Raw genomic sequence first — 14,858 nt, forward strand, 5'->3', positions numbered from 1 at the left:
ACAACTGCGCACTTATTGCCCTATAGTGGTCGGGTGCTCGCCGTGCTCCGTCATCCCCAGTTCCGCAAGCTGTTCGCCGCGCAGGTGGTCGCCTTGGTGGGCACCGGCCTGCTCACCGTCGCTCTCGGCCTGCTCGCCTACGAGATCGCCGGCGGCCAGGCGGGCGCGGTGCTCGGTACCGCGCTGGCCATCAAGATGGTCGCGTATGTCGCTGTGGCCCCGGTCGTTTCGACGCTCACCGCCCGGCTGCCGCGCCGGCTGGTGCTGGTCTCGGCGGACGCGATCCGGGCCGCGATCGCCCTGCTGCTGCCGTTCGTCACCCACACCTGGCAGATCTACGTGCTGATCGCACTGCTGCAATCCGCGTCGGCGACCTTCACTCCCGCCTTCCAGTCGCTCATCCCGTCGATCCTGCTCGAGGAGGACGACTACACGCGCGGGCTGTCGCTGTCGCGGCTGGCCTACGATCTGGAATCGCTGCTGAGCCCGGTGCTGGCGGCGGCATTGCTGACGGTGATCAGCTATCACTCGCTGTTCGTCGGCACCGCGGCCGGTTTCGTCGCCTCGGCCTTGCTGGTGACGACCACCCGGCTACCCCGCCTAGCCCCGCCCGAGCGGTCCGCGCCCTTCCTCGAACGCCTCACCGAGGGCGCGCGCGTGATGATGAACCGTCCGGCGCTGCGCGGCCTGCTGGCCATGAACATGGTGGTGGCCGCGGCCACCGCGCTGGTGATCGTGAATACCGTGGTGTATGTGCGGGATCGGCTCGGGGGCTCGAACACCGGGGTGGCATTGACCTTGGGCTGCTTCGGATTCGGGTCCATGACGGTGGCGCTGGCGGCCCCGCGGCTGCTGCGGATCGTCCCCGACCGGCGGTTCATGCTGACCGGCTGCGCACTGCTGCCCCCCGCGCTGCTGGCCGCCGCCCTGCCGCCCCTGTTGCCCCGGCCTGCCGGCGTCGTCGTGCTGGCGCTGACCTGGGTGTTGCTGGGCGCGGGCACGTCCTCGATCAACACCCCGTCCGCCCGCCTGCTGCGCGCCCATTCCGAATCCGCGACCCGCACCGCCGTTTTCACCGCGCAGTTCTCTCTCTCGCACGCCTGCTTCCTGATCACCTACCCGATCGCGGGCAAGCTTGGCGCGCTGGCGGGCCTGCCGACCACGGCGATCGTGCTGGCCGTGCTGGCTACACTGGCAGCTACGACGGCGGCCCGCGTGTGGCCGGCCGCCACCCCGTCCCGCGAGGTGGTGTCGGCGACAGAAAGGTGACCGCAGGTGAGCAAGGCGAAACCGCTGCCCGCGCCGAGCCTCACCCATCCCGCCGAGCCCGATCAGGCCCGCCTGGACGCGGCGACCGCCACCTTCCGCATGCTGTCGGATCCGACCCGGCTGCACATTCTCTGGATTCTCGCCGACGGCGAGGCCGACGTGACCGCCCTGACCGAGGCGTGCGGCGCGTCCCGCACGGCGGTCAGCCAGCATCTGGCCAAGCTGCGTTTCACCGGCCTGGTCGAGACCCGCCGCGACGGCCGTCGCATCATCTACCGGATTCGCGACGGCCACCTCGCGCGGCTGGTGCGCGAGGGTCTCAACCATGCCGATCACATCGTGACCGGCGAACCCGCGCACGAGTAGCGGCCGCGCGAAGACCTCGCGGGCACCCCCCGGGACTCGGCTCCTGTTGAGTGGGACCTGCTATCGCCCCCTGCCCATATCCGCCTTGACGATATGCCTATTCGAAATATCGCAAGACGAATACTGAGAGGTCGCGCATGCATCCCGAGCAGGGCAGCCCATTCGATGTGATCATCATCGGTGCCGGATTCGCCGGACTCTACGGCGTCCATCAGGCGGCCAAGGCCGGTTTGTCCGTGCTGGGCCTGGAGGCGGGTGCGGACGTCGGCGGCACCTGGTTCTGGAACCGGTATCCGGGTGCGCGCTGTGATGTGGAGAGCGTCGACTACTCCTATTCCTTCGACGAGGAGCTCCAGCAGAGCTGGACCTGGACCGAGCGTTTCGCCGCGCAACCGGAGATCCTGGCCTACATCAACCATGTGGCCGAACGCTTCGACCTCAAGCGCCACTACCGATTCGGCCAGCGCGTGGTCGCCGCGCACTTCGACGACGATGCCGCCCACTGGACTCTGCGCACCGACACCGGCGCCGAATTCCGTTCGCAATTCGTGGTTTTCGCCACCGGCTGCCTGTCCGCGCCGGTGAAGCCGAACCTGCCCGGCATCGAATCCTTCGCGGGCGAGGAGTATTTCACCGCCCAGTGGCCGGCCCAGGGCGTCTCCTTCGAGGGCAAGCGGGTCGGCGTCATCGGCACGGGCTCCTCGGGCATCCAGGTCTCACCGATCATCGCGCGCGCCGCCCGGTCGCTCACCGTCTTCCAGCGTTCGGCCAACTTCAGTGTGCCGGTACCCAATCGACCGTGGACCGAGGCGGAGCAGGCGCAGATTCGTGCCACCTACCGGGAGCGGCGTGAGAAGTCCTACTACGCCGGGGCCGCCACCCCGCACGCCTCGCTCACCACCAAGGCGCTCGAGCTGTCACCGCAGGAGCGCGTGAGCGCCATGGAGGACCGCTGGAACGGCGGCGGCGTGCTGTTCAACAAGGTGTTCCCGGACCAGAACAGCGATCTGGCCGCCAACGAGCTGGTGCGCGAGTTCGCCGTCGCCAAGATTCGCGCCAAGATCGACGATCAGTCGGTGGCCGACGACCTCATCCCCAACGACCACCCCATCGGCACCAAGCGCATCTGCACCGACTCCGGCTACTACGAGATGTACAACCGGGACAATGTGTCGCTGGTGAATCTGCGCCGCGAGCCCATCGAGGAGGTCACCGCCACCGGCATTCGCACCGCGGACCGGTTCATCGAACTCGACACCCTGGTCTACGCAACGGGTTTCGACGCCATGACCGGCGCGCTGCTGCGCATCGACCTGCACGGCGCCCGCGACGCGCGACTGAGCGACACCTGGGCCGACGGCCCGATCACCTACCTGGGCTTCGGGATTCCGGGGTTCCCGAACATGTTCAGCATCAACAGCGTCGGCACCCCGTCGGTGATGGCGAACATGGTGCTGCATTCCGAACAGCAGCTGGACTGGGTGCTGGCGCTGGTACAGCACTGCCGCGCCAACGGGATTCGCAAGGCCGAGGCCCGCGCGGACGCGGCGGTGAAGTGGACCGATCACCTGCTCGAGGTCGCCGAGGGCACGCTGTTCGTGCGAGCCAATTCCTGGTACATGGGCGCGAACATCGAGGGCAAGAAGCGCATCTTCATGCCCTACATCGGCGGTTTCGGCAATTACCGGCGCTACTGCGACGAGGAGCGCGACAACGGCTACCCGAACTTCGAACTGAGCCGGTAGGTCAGGCGGGCAAGCCCAGACCGGCGGCCAGGACCGGCCACGACTGCTTCAACGCGTCCTGCCAGTAGCCCCACGAGTGGGTGCCGGTGGGCGTGAAGTCGTAGGTGGCCGGAATACCCAGACCGTCGAGCTTGGTCTTGAGGTTGTGGGTGCAGTAGTTGGTGGCCGCTTCCAGCCCGCCGCCGACGGTCATCTGGTTGAGCCAACCCCCGGTGCCGGGCAGCGTGTGCGGGCCGTCGAGAGTGTCCCACTGTCCCGGCAGTCCGGAACCGCTGGAGATGAACAGATTCAGGCCGCGCAGCTGGTCGGCGTGCACGTACGGATCGTTGGCGGCCCACATCGGATCGCCCTGCGGACCGTACATGTTCTTGCTGTCGCCGCCGCCCGCGGCGACCACGGTATTGACGAAGTTGTAGCCGATCGGATCGCTGATCTGCGCGCATCCGCTGTAGGCGGCCACCGACCGGTAGAGGCCGGGCGCGGCGATGGGCAGCTGCAGCACCGAGGTGCCGGCCATGGACAGTCCGGCGATGGCGTTGCGCCCGTTGGTGTTCAGCGCCTTGTCGATCAGCGGCGGCAGCTCCTCGGTGAGGAAGGTCTTCCACTTGTTCACGCCCAGCGCGGGATCCGGTGCGCGCCAATCGGTGTAGTAGCTGAATCCCCCGCCGACCGGCTGCACCACATTGACGTTCTTGTCCGCCAGGAAGTTCAGCACATCGGTCTGCTTCTGCCAGGTCGCGGAGTCGGTGCCGCCGCCCGCGCCGTTGAGCAGATACAGCACCGGGGTGGGCTGCGAGGTGTCGGCGGCGCGCTGCACATCGACCTGAATGTTCTTGTCCATGGCGGCCGAATAGACCTGCAGGGTCAGGTTGCGCGCGTCGGTGGCCGTGCTCGCGGCGATCCTGGAGCCGTCTGCGGAGGTTCCCGCGTAGTTCAACTTCGCACCGGGGTCGGCCGTGGCGGTGCCCGCGGCGATCGGTAGCAGAACGGTTGCCGCCAAGGCCAGGACCGTGCCGCCCCAGATCTTCGGTGAACGCACGCGTAGCTCCTTCAACAGGTTGTTTCCAAGTGGTAAGACTCGGTTCATCACCCTGCCGCCCGGCTCTTAGCAATTGCTGGCCCGACGCTGAGGCGGGCCTGAGAACCGCTGCCGACGGGCTGTTCGGCGGCTGTCGGTGCGGTGTCGGCGGGCTGTCGGCGCGGGTGGGCATCGTCATTCCCATGAACGACATCACGATCGAAAACGACAGCGCGCTCACCGAATTCGTCGCCGCCACCGCCGCCGAGCACGACATGCCCGGCATGGCCGTCGGCATCTGGGCCGACGGGCGTGTGATCTTCGCCAATACCGGAGTCACCAGCACCGAGAACCCGGTTCCCGTGACCGAGCACACCCTGTTCGCGATCGGCTCCACCAGCAAGACCTTCACCACCACCGCACTGCTGCGCCTGGTCGCCGACGGCAGGGTCGATCTCGACGCCCCGGTCCGCACCTACGTGCCCGAGCTGACCCTGCTCGACGAGCGGCACGCCGCCGCCATCACGGTGCGGCAGCTGCTCAACCACACCGCCGGGCTCGAATGGAACATCATCAACAACACCGGCGAGGGCGACGACGGCCTGGCCGCCTTCGTCGCGTCACTCGCGGAGTTGCCGCTGATCGCCGCGCCGGGCGAGCGACCCTCCTACAGCCAGGCCGGGTTCAATCTGCTCGGCCGCGTCATCGAGAACGTGACCGGCGTGCCGTTCGAGCAGGTGGTGGCCGAGACGGTGCTGGCGCCGGTCGGGCTGCGGGAGAGCTTCTACTCCCGCGACGAGGTGATGACCCGCCGCTTCGCCGCCGGGCACGAGCGGCAGGCGGACGGGCAGCTCGCGGTGGCGCGGGCCTGGAAGGGCACGCGAGCCAACAATCCCGGCGGCGGGCTCGGCTCGACGGTCTCGGACCTGTTGCGCTGGGGCCGATTTCACCTCGGCGACGGTCACGGCGAGCACGGCGATACCGTGCTGCCGGCCGAGCTGCTAGACCGCATGAAGCAGCCGACCGCGCGGTTGCGGGCGAGCGCCATGGCCGACGCCTTCGGCCTGTGCTGGATGCTGCGCGACGTGGACGGTGTCCGCGTGGTCGGCCACGACGGTTCGGGTTTCGGCCAGTTCGCCAATTTCCAGCTGGTCCCGGAGCGAAATTTCGCGGTGGTGGTGCTGTCCAATGCCAGCCCGGACGGCATTCCCGCCAATCAGGCCGTCGTCCGCTGGGCGTTGCGGCACTACCTGGGCGTCGTCGACGCCGATCCCGAGCCCGTCGCGTTCGACGCCGGCCGGGCGCCGGAACTGTTCGGCGTCTACGACATCGACGCCATGACCATGACCTGCTATGCGGAGGGCGAGCAGCTGTTGCTGGAATGCAAGGTGAAGCCGGAGATCCGCGCCGCCGCGCCCGAGGCCGAGATTCCCCAGGATCACCCGCCGTTCCCGTTCGGGCTGCTGCCCGGCGACGGCGACGAGTACGTGATCACCGCGGGATCGTTTCAGGGGCAGCGTGGCTTCTTCAGCCGCGACGAGCGGGGCGAGATCACGGGGATCGATCTGGCCGGCCGCCTGTTCACCCGGATCGCCTGATCCGGGCGCGCGAAAACCCGGTCTCCGTGGCGGCCGGGCTTTTTCGCGCCTGCCGTCAACGCTCGGTCTCGGCCGCCAAGCGCGCCACGGCTTCGGAGCGGGGCAGATCCGCGCCGAGCCGGTAGGCATGCCGGTACTCGTCGTCACCCAGCTTTTCGACGAGAGTGGTTGTGAGCGTGGACAGTTCGGGCTCGCCGTGATCGAAGATGCCGCGCAGGACTTCGCTGAGGCCGAGCGCCGTGGCCGCGGCGGACGGATCACCTTCCAGCAGGCGAAGTTTCGCCAGCAGTTCGGCGGCATGCGCGACGGCCTGCGCGACCGCGGCGGAATCCCCGTACCCGAACGAACCCTTGATCACCTGGGGCAGCAACGCTCTGGCGGCTTCCCGGTCGCCCGCGGTGAGCCGATTGTGCAAGCGGGCCACCGCGATTCGCTGTGCGGCCATGACTTCCGGGTAGGGCAGCCGGCGGATGCGATGACCGACCCGGTCCAGGTCCCGCTCGGCGCTCGCGAGATCGCCACGGCGGCGGTGCAGTTCGGCCCGCGCGAACAGGATGACCGCGTCGAGCCGGGAGAATCCGGATTCGGCGGCCAGCCGCTGCGCGGCCTCGATATCGGCCGCGGCGTCGTCGAATCGGCCGCCGCGCATGCGCTGTTCGGCCAGAGCGGTGCGCGCGGCCGCGATATCGTCCTCGGTCCGGAGTTCGGAGGCGAGGGTGACCGCGCGACCGTAGGCGGCCAGCGCCTGCTCGTCCTCGGCGCGCAACGCGTGGTCGCGGCCGATGGCCAGCAGCGTCACGCCCAGACCCCAGCGATCGCCGACGGTGTCGAAGCCGCGCAGGGCCGCTCGCCGGGCTTCGGCGCCGGCGGGTTGCAGACCCTGCCCGGTGAGCGCGATGTCACGGGCCAGGTGCGCGCTGGCCCGCACCCAGGGATCCGGCCAGGCCATGGCGGTTTCGAGCTGGCGTTCGGCGAGTGCCTCGTCGCCGGTGCCCGACGCCATGAGCGCGGCCCACAGCGGCATGGCCGGATGGTAATCGAGTCCGCCTGTGGCCACGCAGTCCTCGATCAACGTCGGCAGCGAGCTGTCGGGCGGCGGCGCACCGGCCATGAGCGCGATCAACGCGAAGGCCGCGCGCACCTGCTCGGACAGCCGGTCGGCGAAGCGCCGCACCGCGGTCAGCGAGGTCTCGAACTGGGTGCTCATGCCCCGGATTCCCCAGTACCAGAACATCGACCGCACGAAGCGGGCCGCGATCGCCGGGTCGGCGTCGCCCGGGTCGCCGAGGGAAAGGCGCAGGGCAGCGGCCATATTGGCGTGTTCGGCGTCGAAAACGGCTATGGCGTCGAGCTGTTCGGCCGCTCGCAGCTGTGGTTCGTGGGTTTCGACGAGGGCGAGGTGGTAGTCGGTGAACCGGGTCGTGACGCTGTCGGCGGCGCGGGCGAGCTGGTCGGCGGCGTAGGCGCGGATGGTTTCCAGCATCCGGTAGCGCGGCGGATCATCGGGCGTGACGGTGACGAGGGATTTCTCGACCAGTGCGTCGAGCAGGTAGGGGATGTCGGCGGCGGGCAGGTCCGCGTCGGCGCAGACGGATTCGAGCGCTGCCGCGGTGGCGCCGCCGGGAAACGCGGAAAGCCTTCGGGTCAGCAGCTTTTCGGGTTCCTCCAGCAGATCCCAGCTCCATTCCACCAGGGCGAGCAGGGTGCGCTGACGCGGCAGGGCGGTGCGACTGCCGGAGGTGAGCAGGCGGAAGCGGTCACCGAGCCGGCGGGCGACCTGATCGACGCTCATGGCACGCAGTTTGGCGGCGGCCAGCTCCAAAGCCAGTGGGAGGCCGTCGAGTCGGCGGCAGATCTCGACCACCGGGCCGACGGTGTCGTCGTCGAGGGTGAAGCCGGGGCGCACGGCGGCGGCCCGGTCGAGAAACAGGCGCACCGCCGAGGAGCGCTGGGCCACCGCCGGATCCGTGGTCTCGGCCGGGGGCTCCAGGGGTCCGAGATGGCACAGCGCCTCGCCGGTGAGCGCCAGGGGTTCGCGGCTGGTGGCCAGCACCCGCAGGCCGGGCAGCCGGTCGAGCAGCCGTTCGGCGAGTTCGGCGGCGGCCGCGACGAGGTGTTCGCAGTTGTCCAGCACCAGCACGGCGGGGCCGACATCCAGCAGCTCGATGAGGCGGTCGGTCTTGCCGGGGCGGTCACCGGGGGCGCTGCCGAGCGCACCCGCCACGGCGTCGGCGAGCTGATCGGCCGCGCCCAGTTCGGCCAGCGGGACGAAGAACACCGCGCCGGCCTGCCGGTCCATGGCTTCGAGGGCGAGGCGGGTCTTGCCCGCGCCGCCGGGTCCCACGATGGTGACCAGCCGCGCGGCCTCGAGCAGCGCGCCGAGTTCGGCCAGTTCGCGGTCTCGGCCGATGAATCCGGTCAACCGCGCCGGCAGGGTGCGGGTGACGGGTTCCCTACGCGGGGGCGGGATTTCGAGCTCACCGCGCAGCAATGCGAGATGGGTGTCCCGCAGTGCGGCGGAGGGATCGATGCCGAGTTCGTCGTCGAGTCGCGCGCGCATGTCCTCGTACACGGCCAGCGCGTCGGACTGCCGCCCGGCCGCCGCCAGCGCCCGCATGCGCAGCGCCGCGAGCCGTTCGCTGAGCGGATCGGCCGCGGCCGCGGCGTCGAGCGGGCCGAGCACGTCGGCGTGGCGGCCCAGCCGCAGCTCGGCCTCGAAACGGTCCGTCGTGGCGGCGGCGCGCAGATCGTCGAGCCGAGTCGCGGCCGCCTGGGCGAAGGGCGCGTCCAGGACATCGCCGAGCGCCGGTCCCCGCCAGAGCCCCAGCGCGTCGGTCAGCAGGCCGGTCGCGGCCTCCGCGCGCCCGGCGGCCAGCTCCGCGCGACCCTGCCGCGCCAGCTCCTCGAACCGGTCCACATCCACCGTCGCCCCGGCCAGCCGGTAGCCGCCCGTCCCGAATTCGACCGCGCCCACCTCGCGAATCGCCTTGCGCAGCCGCGATACCAGCGCTTGCAGCGCGCCCGCCGCGTCGGCGGGCGGCTGGCCGCCCCACAGCCCGTCGATCAGCGCCGGCACCGGTACCTCCCGCCCCGATTCCAGTGCCAGCCGCGCCAGCAACATCCGCACCCGGAAGCCCGGGATCGCCACCGGCGTCCCGTCCTCGCCCTGGGCCGACACCGGCCCCAACACACCAACCCGCACCGAGCGAGTCTGTCAGACGGGCGTTCATTACCCGACAGGTAATCGACGCGCGGCCTGCCCTCGGGCAGAGTTGATCTCATGACCGACACCGAGATCACCACCGACCCGGTGGGCACGCAGCTGTTCGCCACCATGCCGTTCACCGAGGGACTCGGCGTCGAGGTGCTCGACTGCGGTCCCGCATTGGTGCGCACCCGGCTGGCGTGGCGCGAAAACCTTTGCACGCTGGGTGGATCCATGCACGGCGGGGCGCTCATGTCGCTGGCCGACGCCACCGGCGCGGTCTGTGCCTTCCTCAACCTCCCCGAGGGTAAGCAGGGGACGACGACGGTGGAGTCCAAGACGAATTTCGTGCGCGGCCTGCGCTCGGGTCACGCCACCGCGACGGCGACGCCGCTGCACGCGGGACGCAGTTTCATTGTGGTGGAGACCGAGATTCGGGATGACAGCGGCAAACTCGTCGCCAAGGTCACCCAGACCCAGGCTGTGTTGTAGGCACAGGTCGGCGCGGGCAGGGCTGTTCCCGTCCCGCTACCCCGCGATGATCGGCACCAGGTGGGTCCGCGCGAATTCGGCCAGCTCCTCCGATGTTTCGAGGTCAGCTACCCCGCCTCGCACCAGGATCAGCGAATGCACCACGCGGCAGCCGATTTCCGCGCGCACCGCCAGATCGGCCTGGGCCTCGAACAGACCCTTGGCCGCCGCGCGCCGCAGGACGTCGACGGTGGCGGCGACGCTCATGGCGAAAACTCCGGCGCCGTCGACGGTGAGCTTCACCAGGATTCGCTCCGGTTCGACCGCGAGCAACCGCTCCACCAGCGGATGCGCCCGCCAGCGGGTGATGACCGTGACGAAAATTTCGGCGATCAGGCCGCCGAGATCGGTGTGCCGGTCCGGCAGGCTCGCCAGATCGGTGAGCAGGGTCGCGACCTCGCGGCTGACGACGGCCTGCACCAGGTCGTCACGTGAGCCGACCCGGCGGTAGACGGTCACCCGGTCGACCCCGGCCTGTTTGGCCACATCCTCGATGGTCGACTTCTTGACCCCGACCTTCTGGAACTGCGCCAATGCCGCGTCGAGAATGCGCGTCTCGATGTCATCGACGGCATCGGCGCGGGTCAGCGGGGTTTTCGAAGCGTTCGGCACCAGACCAACGCTAGCAGCCACACTGGCGGATGCAACAATCTCACAGGATTTGTAGCTGCAACATTGCAATGCGATTTGTTGCGTTGTACCGTTCGCTCATGGCTGAGAAGGCTGGCGCGACGAAGCGCCCCTACGGCGACGAGGCCCACGCCATCGCCGCTCGTGACGTCCGGTTCGACTTCGATTCCGTTCCGCTGCACTACATTCCGGGCGAAGTGCTGGCGACCCATATCGTCGATGTCATGCACCTGGTGCTCCCGGAGGGCGAACGGGCCATGGCGCAGGCGCTGTCCGAGGCACTGCCATACATCCGTGACCAGCGGCTACGCGAGGAAGTGACCGGGTTCGTGGGCCAGGAGTTCATGCACGCCAGCAGCCACGAGGCCGCCCGCCGGCATCTGCGATCCCTCGGCCTCGATGTCGACTCGTACGTGAAAGGCATTGCCTGGCTGGTGGATCGGATCCTCGGCGATCACGGGCTCACCGGGCGCGCCAAGGAGCAATGGCTCAAGGAACGCCTCGGACTGTTCGCCGGCATGGAGCATTACACGGCCGTGCTCGGCGAATGGCTGCTCGAGGCCGACATTCTCGAGGCCAAGGGCATGCATCCGGCCATGCTGGATCTGGTGCGCTGGCACGGCGCGGAGGAGGTCGAGCACCGCAGCGTCGTCTACGACGCGTACATGCATCTCGATGGCGGGTATCTGCGCAAGGCTCGCACGGGGGTGCTCGCCAGCGTGACGCTGCTGCCGTTGTTCATTTTGTCGGCGGGGTATCTGTACCGGAAGGATCCGACGCCGGACAAGGGCCGTTTCTGGGGCTGGCAGTTTGTGAGCGCGACTCGCCGCGGCGTAATCCCCAGCTGGACAGTGTTCTTCACCGAGATACCGCGCTATCTGCGGCCGGGTTTTCACCCGTCTCAGCTCGGGCCCATGGATGTGGCGCTGCGCTATCTGGCCCATTCTCCGGCGGCGCGGGCGGTGACGCAGTGAGCACGCCGCTGGGTCTGCGCGCGATCGGCGGGGTCATGGACGTCTACAAGCGGGTGTTCGTATCCGGGGCGGCCGCACCGCTGCTGTCGCCGTCGAATCCGGTGCGGCGCAGCGGATTCGAGCTGAATGCGGTGGTGGAGACGATGGAACGGCCAACGGCCGATGTGGTCGCGGTGACGATGCGGGCGGCGGACGGCCGGGCATTGCCCTCGTGGCGGCCGGGTGCTCATTTGGATGTGTTTCTGCCATCGGGGCGGCAGCGGCAGTACTCGCTGTGCGGTGACCCGCGGGATCGGTCGCGATACCGGATCGCGGTGCGGTTGATTCCGGACGGCGCGGGCGGGTCGCGCGAGGTGCACGAGTCGCTGTGGGTCGGTGACCGATTGCGAATTCGGGGGCCGCGCAATGCTTTCACGCTGGTGGACGCGCCGTCGTATGTATTCCTGGCGGGCGGGATCGGGATCACGCCGATCCTGCCGATGGTGCGGGCCGTCGGCTCGCGGGGGCGGTTGGTGTACGCGGGACGGTCGCGGGAGTCCATGCCGTTCCTGGACGAGGTGCCGGACGCGGAGATTCGGCCCGACGACGAGTTCGGGGCTCCGGACGTGGCGGCCATCATCGCGCGGGCGGAACCGGGGGCCGCCGTGTACGTGTGCGGGCCGCCCGCCATGCTCGCGGCCGCGCAGCGATGCCGATTCACACTGGATCCCACGGGATCGCTGCACACGGAACGGTTTTCGGCGGCGCCGGTCATCGACGGTCGGTCCTTCGACATCACCCTGGCACGGAGCGGCAGGACGGTGCGGGTCGGCGCGGAGGAGACGGCGCTGGCGGCCGTGCGGCGGCTGCTGCCGGACGTGAATCACTCGTGCCGTCAGGGCTTCTGCGGTACGTGCAAGGTCGCGGTGCGGGCCGGGGCGGTGGACCACCGCGACCGGCTGCTCACCGCTGCCGAGCGGGAGAACGCCATGTTGCTGTGTGTATCGCGTGCGGCGGGCGATGCGCTCGTGCTGGATCTGTGAACCGGGAAGAGTCATGTCCATAGAAGTGGAAACACCTGTGCCCGAACATGCTTCGGAATTATCGGAACACCGCCGCATCGTGATCGTGGGAGCCGGATTCGGTGGCATCGGGTTGGCGGTGAAGCTGCGTGCGGCCGGGTTCGAGGACCTGGTGATCCTCGAGCGGGCGGCGGAGCTGGGCGGCACCTGGCAGGCCAATACCTATCCCGGGTGCGCGTGCGATGTGCCGTCGCAGCTGTACAGCTACTCGTTCGCGCCGAATCCGGACTGGTCGCGGACCTACGGGCGGCAGCCGGAGATTCTGGCGTATCTGCGCCGGGTGGCCACCGAATACGATGTGGTGCGGCACATTCGGTTCGAGACGGAGCTGCTGGACGCGCGCTGGGACGACCGGCATACGGTGTGGCGGGTCCAGACCAGCCGGGGCGCGCTCACCGCGGATGTCCTCATCTCGGCGGCGGGGATCTTCGCCGAGCCCAAGTATCCGACCCTGCCGGGACTGGAGCGGTTCGCGGGGACGACCTTCCACTCGCTGCACTGGGATCACCAGCACGACCTCACCGGCGAGCGGGTGGCGGTGATCGGCACCGGCGCGTCCGCGGTGCAGTTCGTGCCCGAGATCCAGCCGATCGTCGAGAGGCTGCTGTTGTTCCAGCGGTCCGCGCCCTGGATCGTGCCGCGCATGGATCGACCGACGCTCGGCCTGGAGCGGCTGCTGTTGCGGCGGATTCCCCTGGCACAGCGCGCGATTCGGGGCGGCTGGTATGCGGCGATCGAGGGTTTCGGCCTGATTTCCCTGGTGGACAAGCGCTTCCGGCATCCCTATGAGGCGCTTGGACGGCTCCAGCTGCTGCGCCAGGTGCGTGATCCCGCGCTACGCGCCACCTTGACGCCCGACTACATCATCGGCTGCAAGCGCGCCATCTTCTCCGACGCCTATCTGCCCGCCCTGGATCGCCCGAATGTCGAGGTCGTCACCGAGGCCATCGCCGAGGTGCGCGCGCATTCGATCGTGTTGCGCGACGGCACCGAGCATCCGGTCGACACCATTGTCTTCGGCACCGGATTCACCTCCATCCCCTCGGCCTACCACCGCTACATCGGCCGGCACGGGCGCTCCATCGCCGACCTGTACGACCGGGAGCCACAGAGCTATCTGGGGGCGGCGGTCGCCGGATTCCCCAATTTCTTCTGCACCCTGGGGCCGTTCGGCGCGGCCGGGAACCAGTCCGCCGTCTACATGATCGAATCGCAGATCGCGTACATCGTGGATGCGCTGAAGACCATGCGCGACAACGGCATCGGGCGCATCGAACTGCGCCCCGAGGTGCAGGACGACTTCCTCGACGAGATGGAGCGGCGCAGCGCCGACAGCGTCTGGCTGACCGGCGGCTGCCAGAGCTACTACACCACCGCCGACGGCCGCAATGCCGGGCTCTACCCGAACTGGAGCTTCGAATACCGCTGGCGCACCCGGCGTTTCGACGTCGAGTCCTACGACCTGACACCGCAGACCGTGAAGCTGAAAGAAGTGAGCCGCTGATGTCCACGCCACGCTGCCTCCCCGGGCCCGGGCCCTTCACCGCGTCCGGGCGGGTCGCGCTCATCACCGGTGCGGGACAGGGCATCGGGCGCGAACTCGCCGCGATCCTGTACCGGCGCGGCGCCTCGGTCGCCCTGGTCGACATCGACGCCGCGGCCGTCACCGCGGCGGCCACCGCGCTGGGTGAGCGCGCGCTGCCGGTGATCGCGGACGTGACCGACCGCGCCGCCATGGCCGAGGCTATCGGTCAGGTGGCCGGCTACTTCGGGCATCTGGACATCGTGGTGGCCAACGCCGGCGTGGTGCCGACCCCGGCGACGCTGCGCACCCTCGCGCCCGCCGAATTCGATCGCGTCCTCGGCATCAACCTGACCGGCGTGTTCAATACCGTGCACCCGGCGCTCGACCACATCATCACCGCGCGTGGGCATGTCGCGGTCGTGTCCTCGTGCGCGGCGTTCGCGCCCGGCATGGGCGGCGCGCCGTACATGATCAGCAAGGCGGCGGTGGAGCAGCTGGGCCGGGCGTTGCGGGTGGAACTGGCCGCCCACGGAGCGTCGGCAGGCGTCGCGTATTTCGGCATCGTCGAGACGGAGATGACGCGGGCCACGCTCGACCGGGACGAGCTCGGCCGCCGCATCGAGGCGCTGCTGCCGTGGCCGTTGAACACCCGCATCACCGCCGCGCAGGCCGCGCGCACGCTCGCCGACGCCATCGAACACCGTGCCGCGCAATCGATCTCGCCGCGGGCGTGGACGCCCTACGCGCTGCTGCGGGGCGTGGTCAACACGGTGCTCGACGCCGGTCTGGCCCGGGATCCGCGGGTGCGCGCGCTGCTGCGGGAGGTCGAGCGCCGCAGTCTCGAAAACCGGTCCTCAACAGCGTCTATACCCATGGACAAGGGGCGAGTTCGAGCGCATTATTGATCTCACATCCGGTGCCGTTCGTCGGGGGAAC

At 69.3% G+C, this 14,858-nt stretch carries 12 protein-coding genes; 9 read left to right on the top strand and 3 right to left on the bottom strand.

The annotated features are described in order from the left end of the window. Window positions 1-33 precede the first annotated feature (33 nt). The 3 genes from D7D52_RS35335 to D7D52_RS35345 all read left to right on the top strand — a co-directional run bounded on the left by D7D52_RS35335 (window position 34) and on the right by D7D52_RS35345 (window position 3,380). Window positions 34-1,269: an MFS transporter gene (locus D7D52_RS35335; RefSeq protein WP_120743317.1), complete on the top strand. Its 1,236-nt coding sequence runs from the start codon at window positions 34-36 to the stop codon at window positions 1,267-1,269. A 6-nt stretch (window positions 1,270-1,275) separates the two neighbouring features. Continuing rightward, window positions 1,276-1,635: an ArsR/SmtB family transcription factor gene (locus D7D52_RS35340; RefSeq protein ID WP_187703075.1), complete on the top strand. Its 360-nt coding sequence runs from the start codon at window positions 1,276-1,278 to the stop codon at window positions 1,633-1,635. A 137-nt stretch (window positions 1,636-1,772) separates the two neighbouring features. Beyond that, window positions 1,773-3,380 (top strand): flavin-containing monooxygenase, encoded by a 1,608-nt coding sequence (locus D7D52_RS35345; RefSeq protein ID WP_120743318.1) that lies wholly within the window; start codon window positions 1,773-1,775, stop codon window positions 3,378-3,380. 1 nt (window position 3,381) lies between these two features. Here the strand turns inward: D7D52_RS35345 and D7D52_RS35350 are convergent, their stop codons facing one another. Further along, window positions 3,382-4,419, bottom strand: a complete 1,038-nt coding sequence (locus tag D7D52_RS35350) for an alpha/beta hydrolase (RefSeq protein ID WP_246023524.1) — start codon at window positions 4,417-4,419, stop codon at window positions 3,382-3,384. A gap of 182 nt (window positions 4,420-4,601) precedes the next feature. On the opposite strand from D7D52_RS35350, the gene D7D52_RS35355 reads away from it, so the two are divergent. Further along, on the top strand, window positions 4,602-5,996 hold the full coding sequence (locus D7D52_RS35355) for a serine hydrolase domain-containing protein (protein ID WP_120744698.1): 1,395 nt from the start codon (window positions 4,602-4,604) through the stop codon (window positions 5,994-5,996). A 55-nt stretch (window positions 5,997-6,051) separates the two neighbouring features. On the opposite strand, the gene D7D52_RS35360 is transcribed toward D7D52_RS35355, so the two are convergent. Beyond that, window positions 6,052-9,198, bottom strand: a complete 3,147-nt coding sequence (locus D7D52_RS35360) for an AfsR/SARP family transcriptional regulator (RefSeq protein WP_120743320.1) — start codon at window positions 9,196-9,198, stop codon at window positions 6,052-6,054. A 78-nt stretch (window positions 9,199-9,276) separates the two neighbouring features. On the opposite strand from D7D52_RS35360, the gene D7D52_RS35365 reads away from it, so the two are divergent. Further along, window positions 9,277-9,693 (top strand): PaaI family thioesterase, encoded by a 417-nt coding sequence (locus D7D52_RS35365; protein ID WP_120743321.1) that lies wholly within the window; start codon window positions 9,277-9,279, stop codon window positions 9,691-9,693. Window positions 9,694-9,729: 36 nt separating this feature from the next. Here D7D52_RS35365 and D7D52_RS35370 read toward each other — a convergent pair whose 3' ends face one another. Next, window positions 9,730-10,344, bottom strand: coding sequence for a TetR/AcrR family transcriptional regulator (locus tag D7D52_RS35370; protein WP_246023525.1), 615 nt, complete (start codon window positions 10,342-10,344; stop codon window positions 9,730-9,732). A gap of 98 nt (window positions 10,345-10,442) precedes the next feature. On the opposite strand from D7D52_RS35370, the gene D7D52_RS35375 reads away from it, so the two are divergent. From D7D52_RS35375 to D7D52_RS35390, 4 genes are read left to right on the top strand one after another with little or no spacing between them, the layout of a single operon-like run. Continuing rightward, window positions 10,443-11,336, top strand: coding sequence for a metal-dependent hydrolase (locus tag D7D52_RS35375; RefSeq protein WP_120743322.1), 894 nt, complete (start codon window positions 10,443-10,445; stop codon window positions 11,334-11,336). A gap of 35 nt (window positions 11,337-11,371) precedes the next feature. Beyond that, window positions 11,372-12,358: a PDR/VanB family oxidoreductase gene (locus D7D52_RS35380; RefSeq protein WP_120744700.1), complete on the top strand. Its 987-nt coding sequence runs from the start codon at window positions 11,372-11,374 to the stop codon at window positions 12,356-12,358. A 37-nt stretch (window positions 12,359-12,395) separates the two neighbouring features. After that, on the top strand, window positions 12,396-13,901 hold the full coding sequence (locus D7D52_RS35385) for a flavin-containing monooxygenase (protein WP_425464592.1): 1,506 nt from the start codon (window positions 12,396-12,398) through the stop codon (window positions 13,899-13,901). Further along, the gene (locus D7D52_RS35390; RefSeq protein ID WP_120743324.1) at window positions 13,901-14,827 is read left to right on the top strand and encodes a short-chain dehydrogenase/reductase; all 927 of its coding nucleotides are present in this window, start codon (window positions 13,901-13,903) and stop codon (window positions 14,825-14,827) included. The genes D7D52_RS35385 and D7D52_RS35390 overlap by 1 nt, the downstream gene beginning before the upstream one ends. The last annotated feature ends 31 nt before the right edge of the window (window positions 14,828-14,858 follow it).

Source organism: Nocardia yunnanensis (assembly GCF_003626895.1).
In the GTDB taxonomy this organism is placed as follows: Bacteria; Actinomycetota; Actinomycetes; order Mycobacteriales; family Mycobacteriaceae; genus Nocardia; species Nocardia yunnanensis.

Bases quoted from the DNA above. Each gene is read 5' to 3' on its own strand.
- D7D52_RS35345 (WP_120743318.1), top strand. From the start codon at position 1,773: ATGCATCCCGAGCAGGGCAGCCCATTCGATGTGATCATCATCGGTGCC.
- D7D52_RS35355 (WP_120744698.1), top strand. From the start codon at position 4,602: ATGAACGACATCACGATCGAAAACGACAGCGCGCTCACCGAATTCGTC.
- D7D52_RS35365 (WP_120743321.1), top strand. From the start codon at position 9,277: ATGACCGACACCGAGATCACCACCGACCCGGTGGGCACGCAGCTGTTC.
- D7D52_RS35375 (WP_120743322.1), top strand. From the start codon at position 10,443: ATGGCTGAGAAGGCTGGCGCGACGAAGCGCCCCTACGGCGACGAGGCC.
- D7D52_RS35380 (WP_120744700.1), top strand. From the start codon at position 11,372: ATGGACGTCTACAAGCGGGTGTTCGTATCCGGGGCGGCCGCACCGCTG.
- D7D52_RS35390 (WP_120743324.1), top strand. From the start codon at position 13,901: ATGTCCACGCCACGCTGCCTCCCCGGGCCCGGGCCCTTCACCGCGTCC.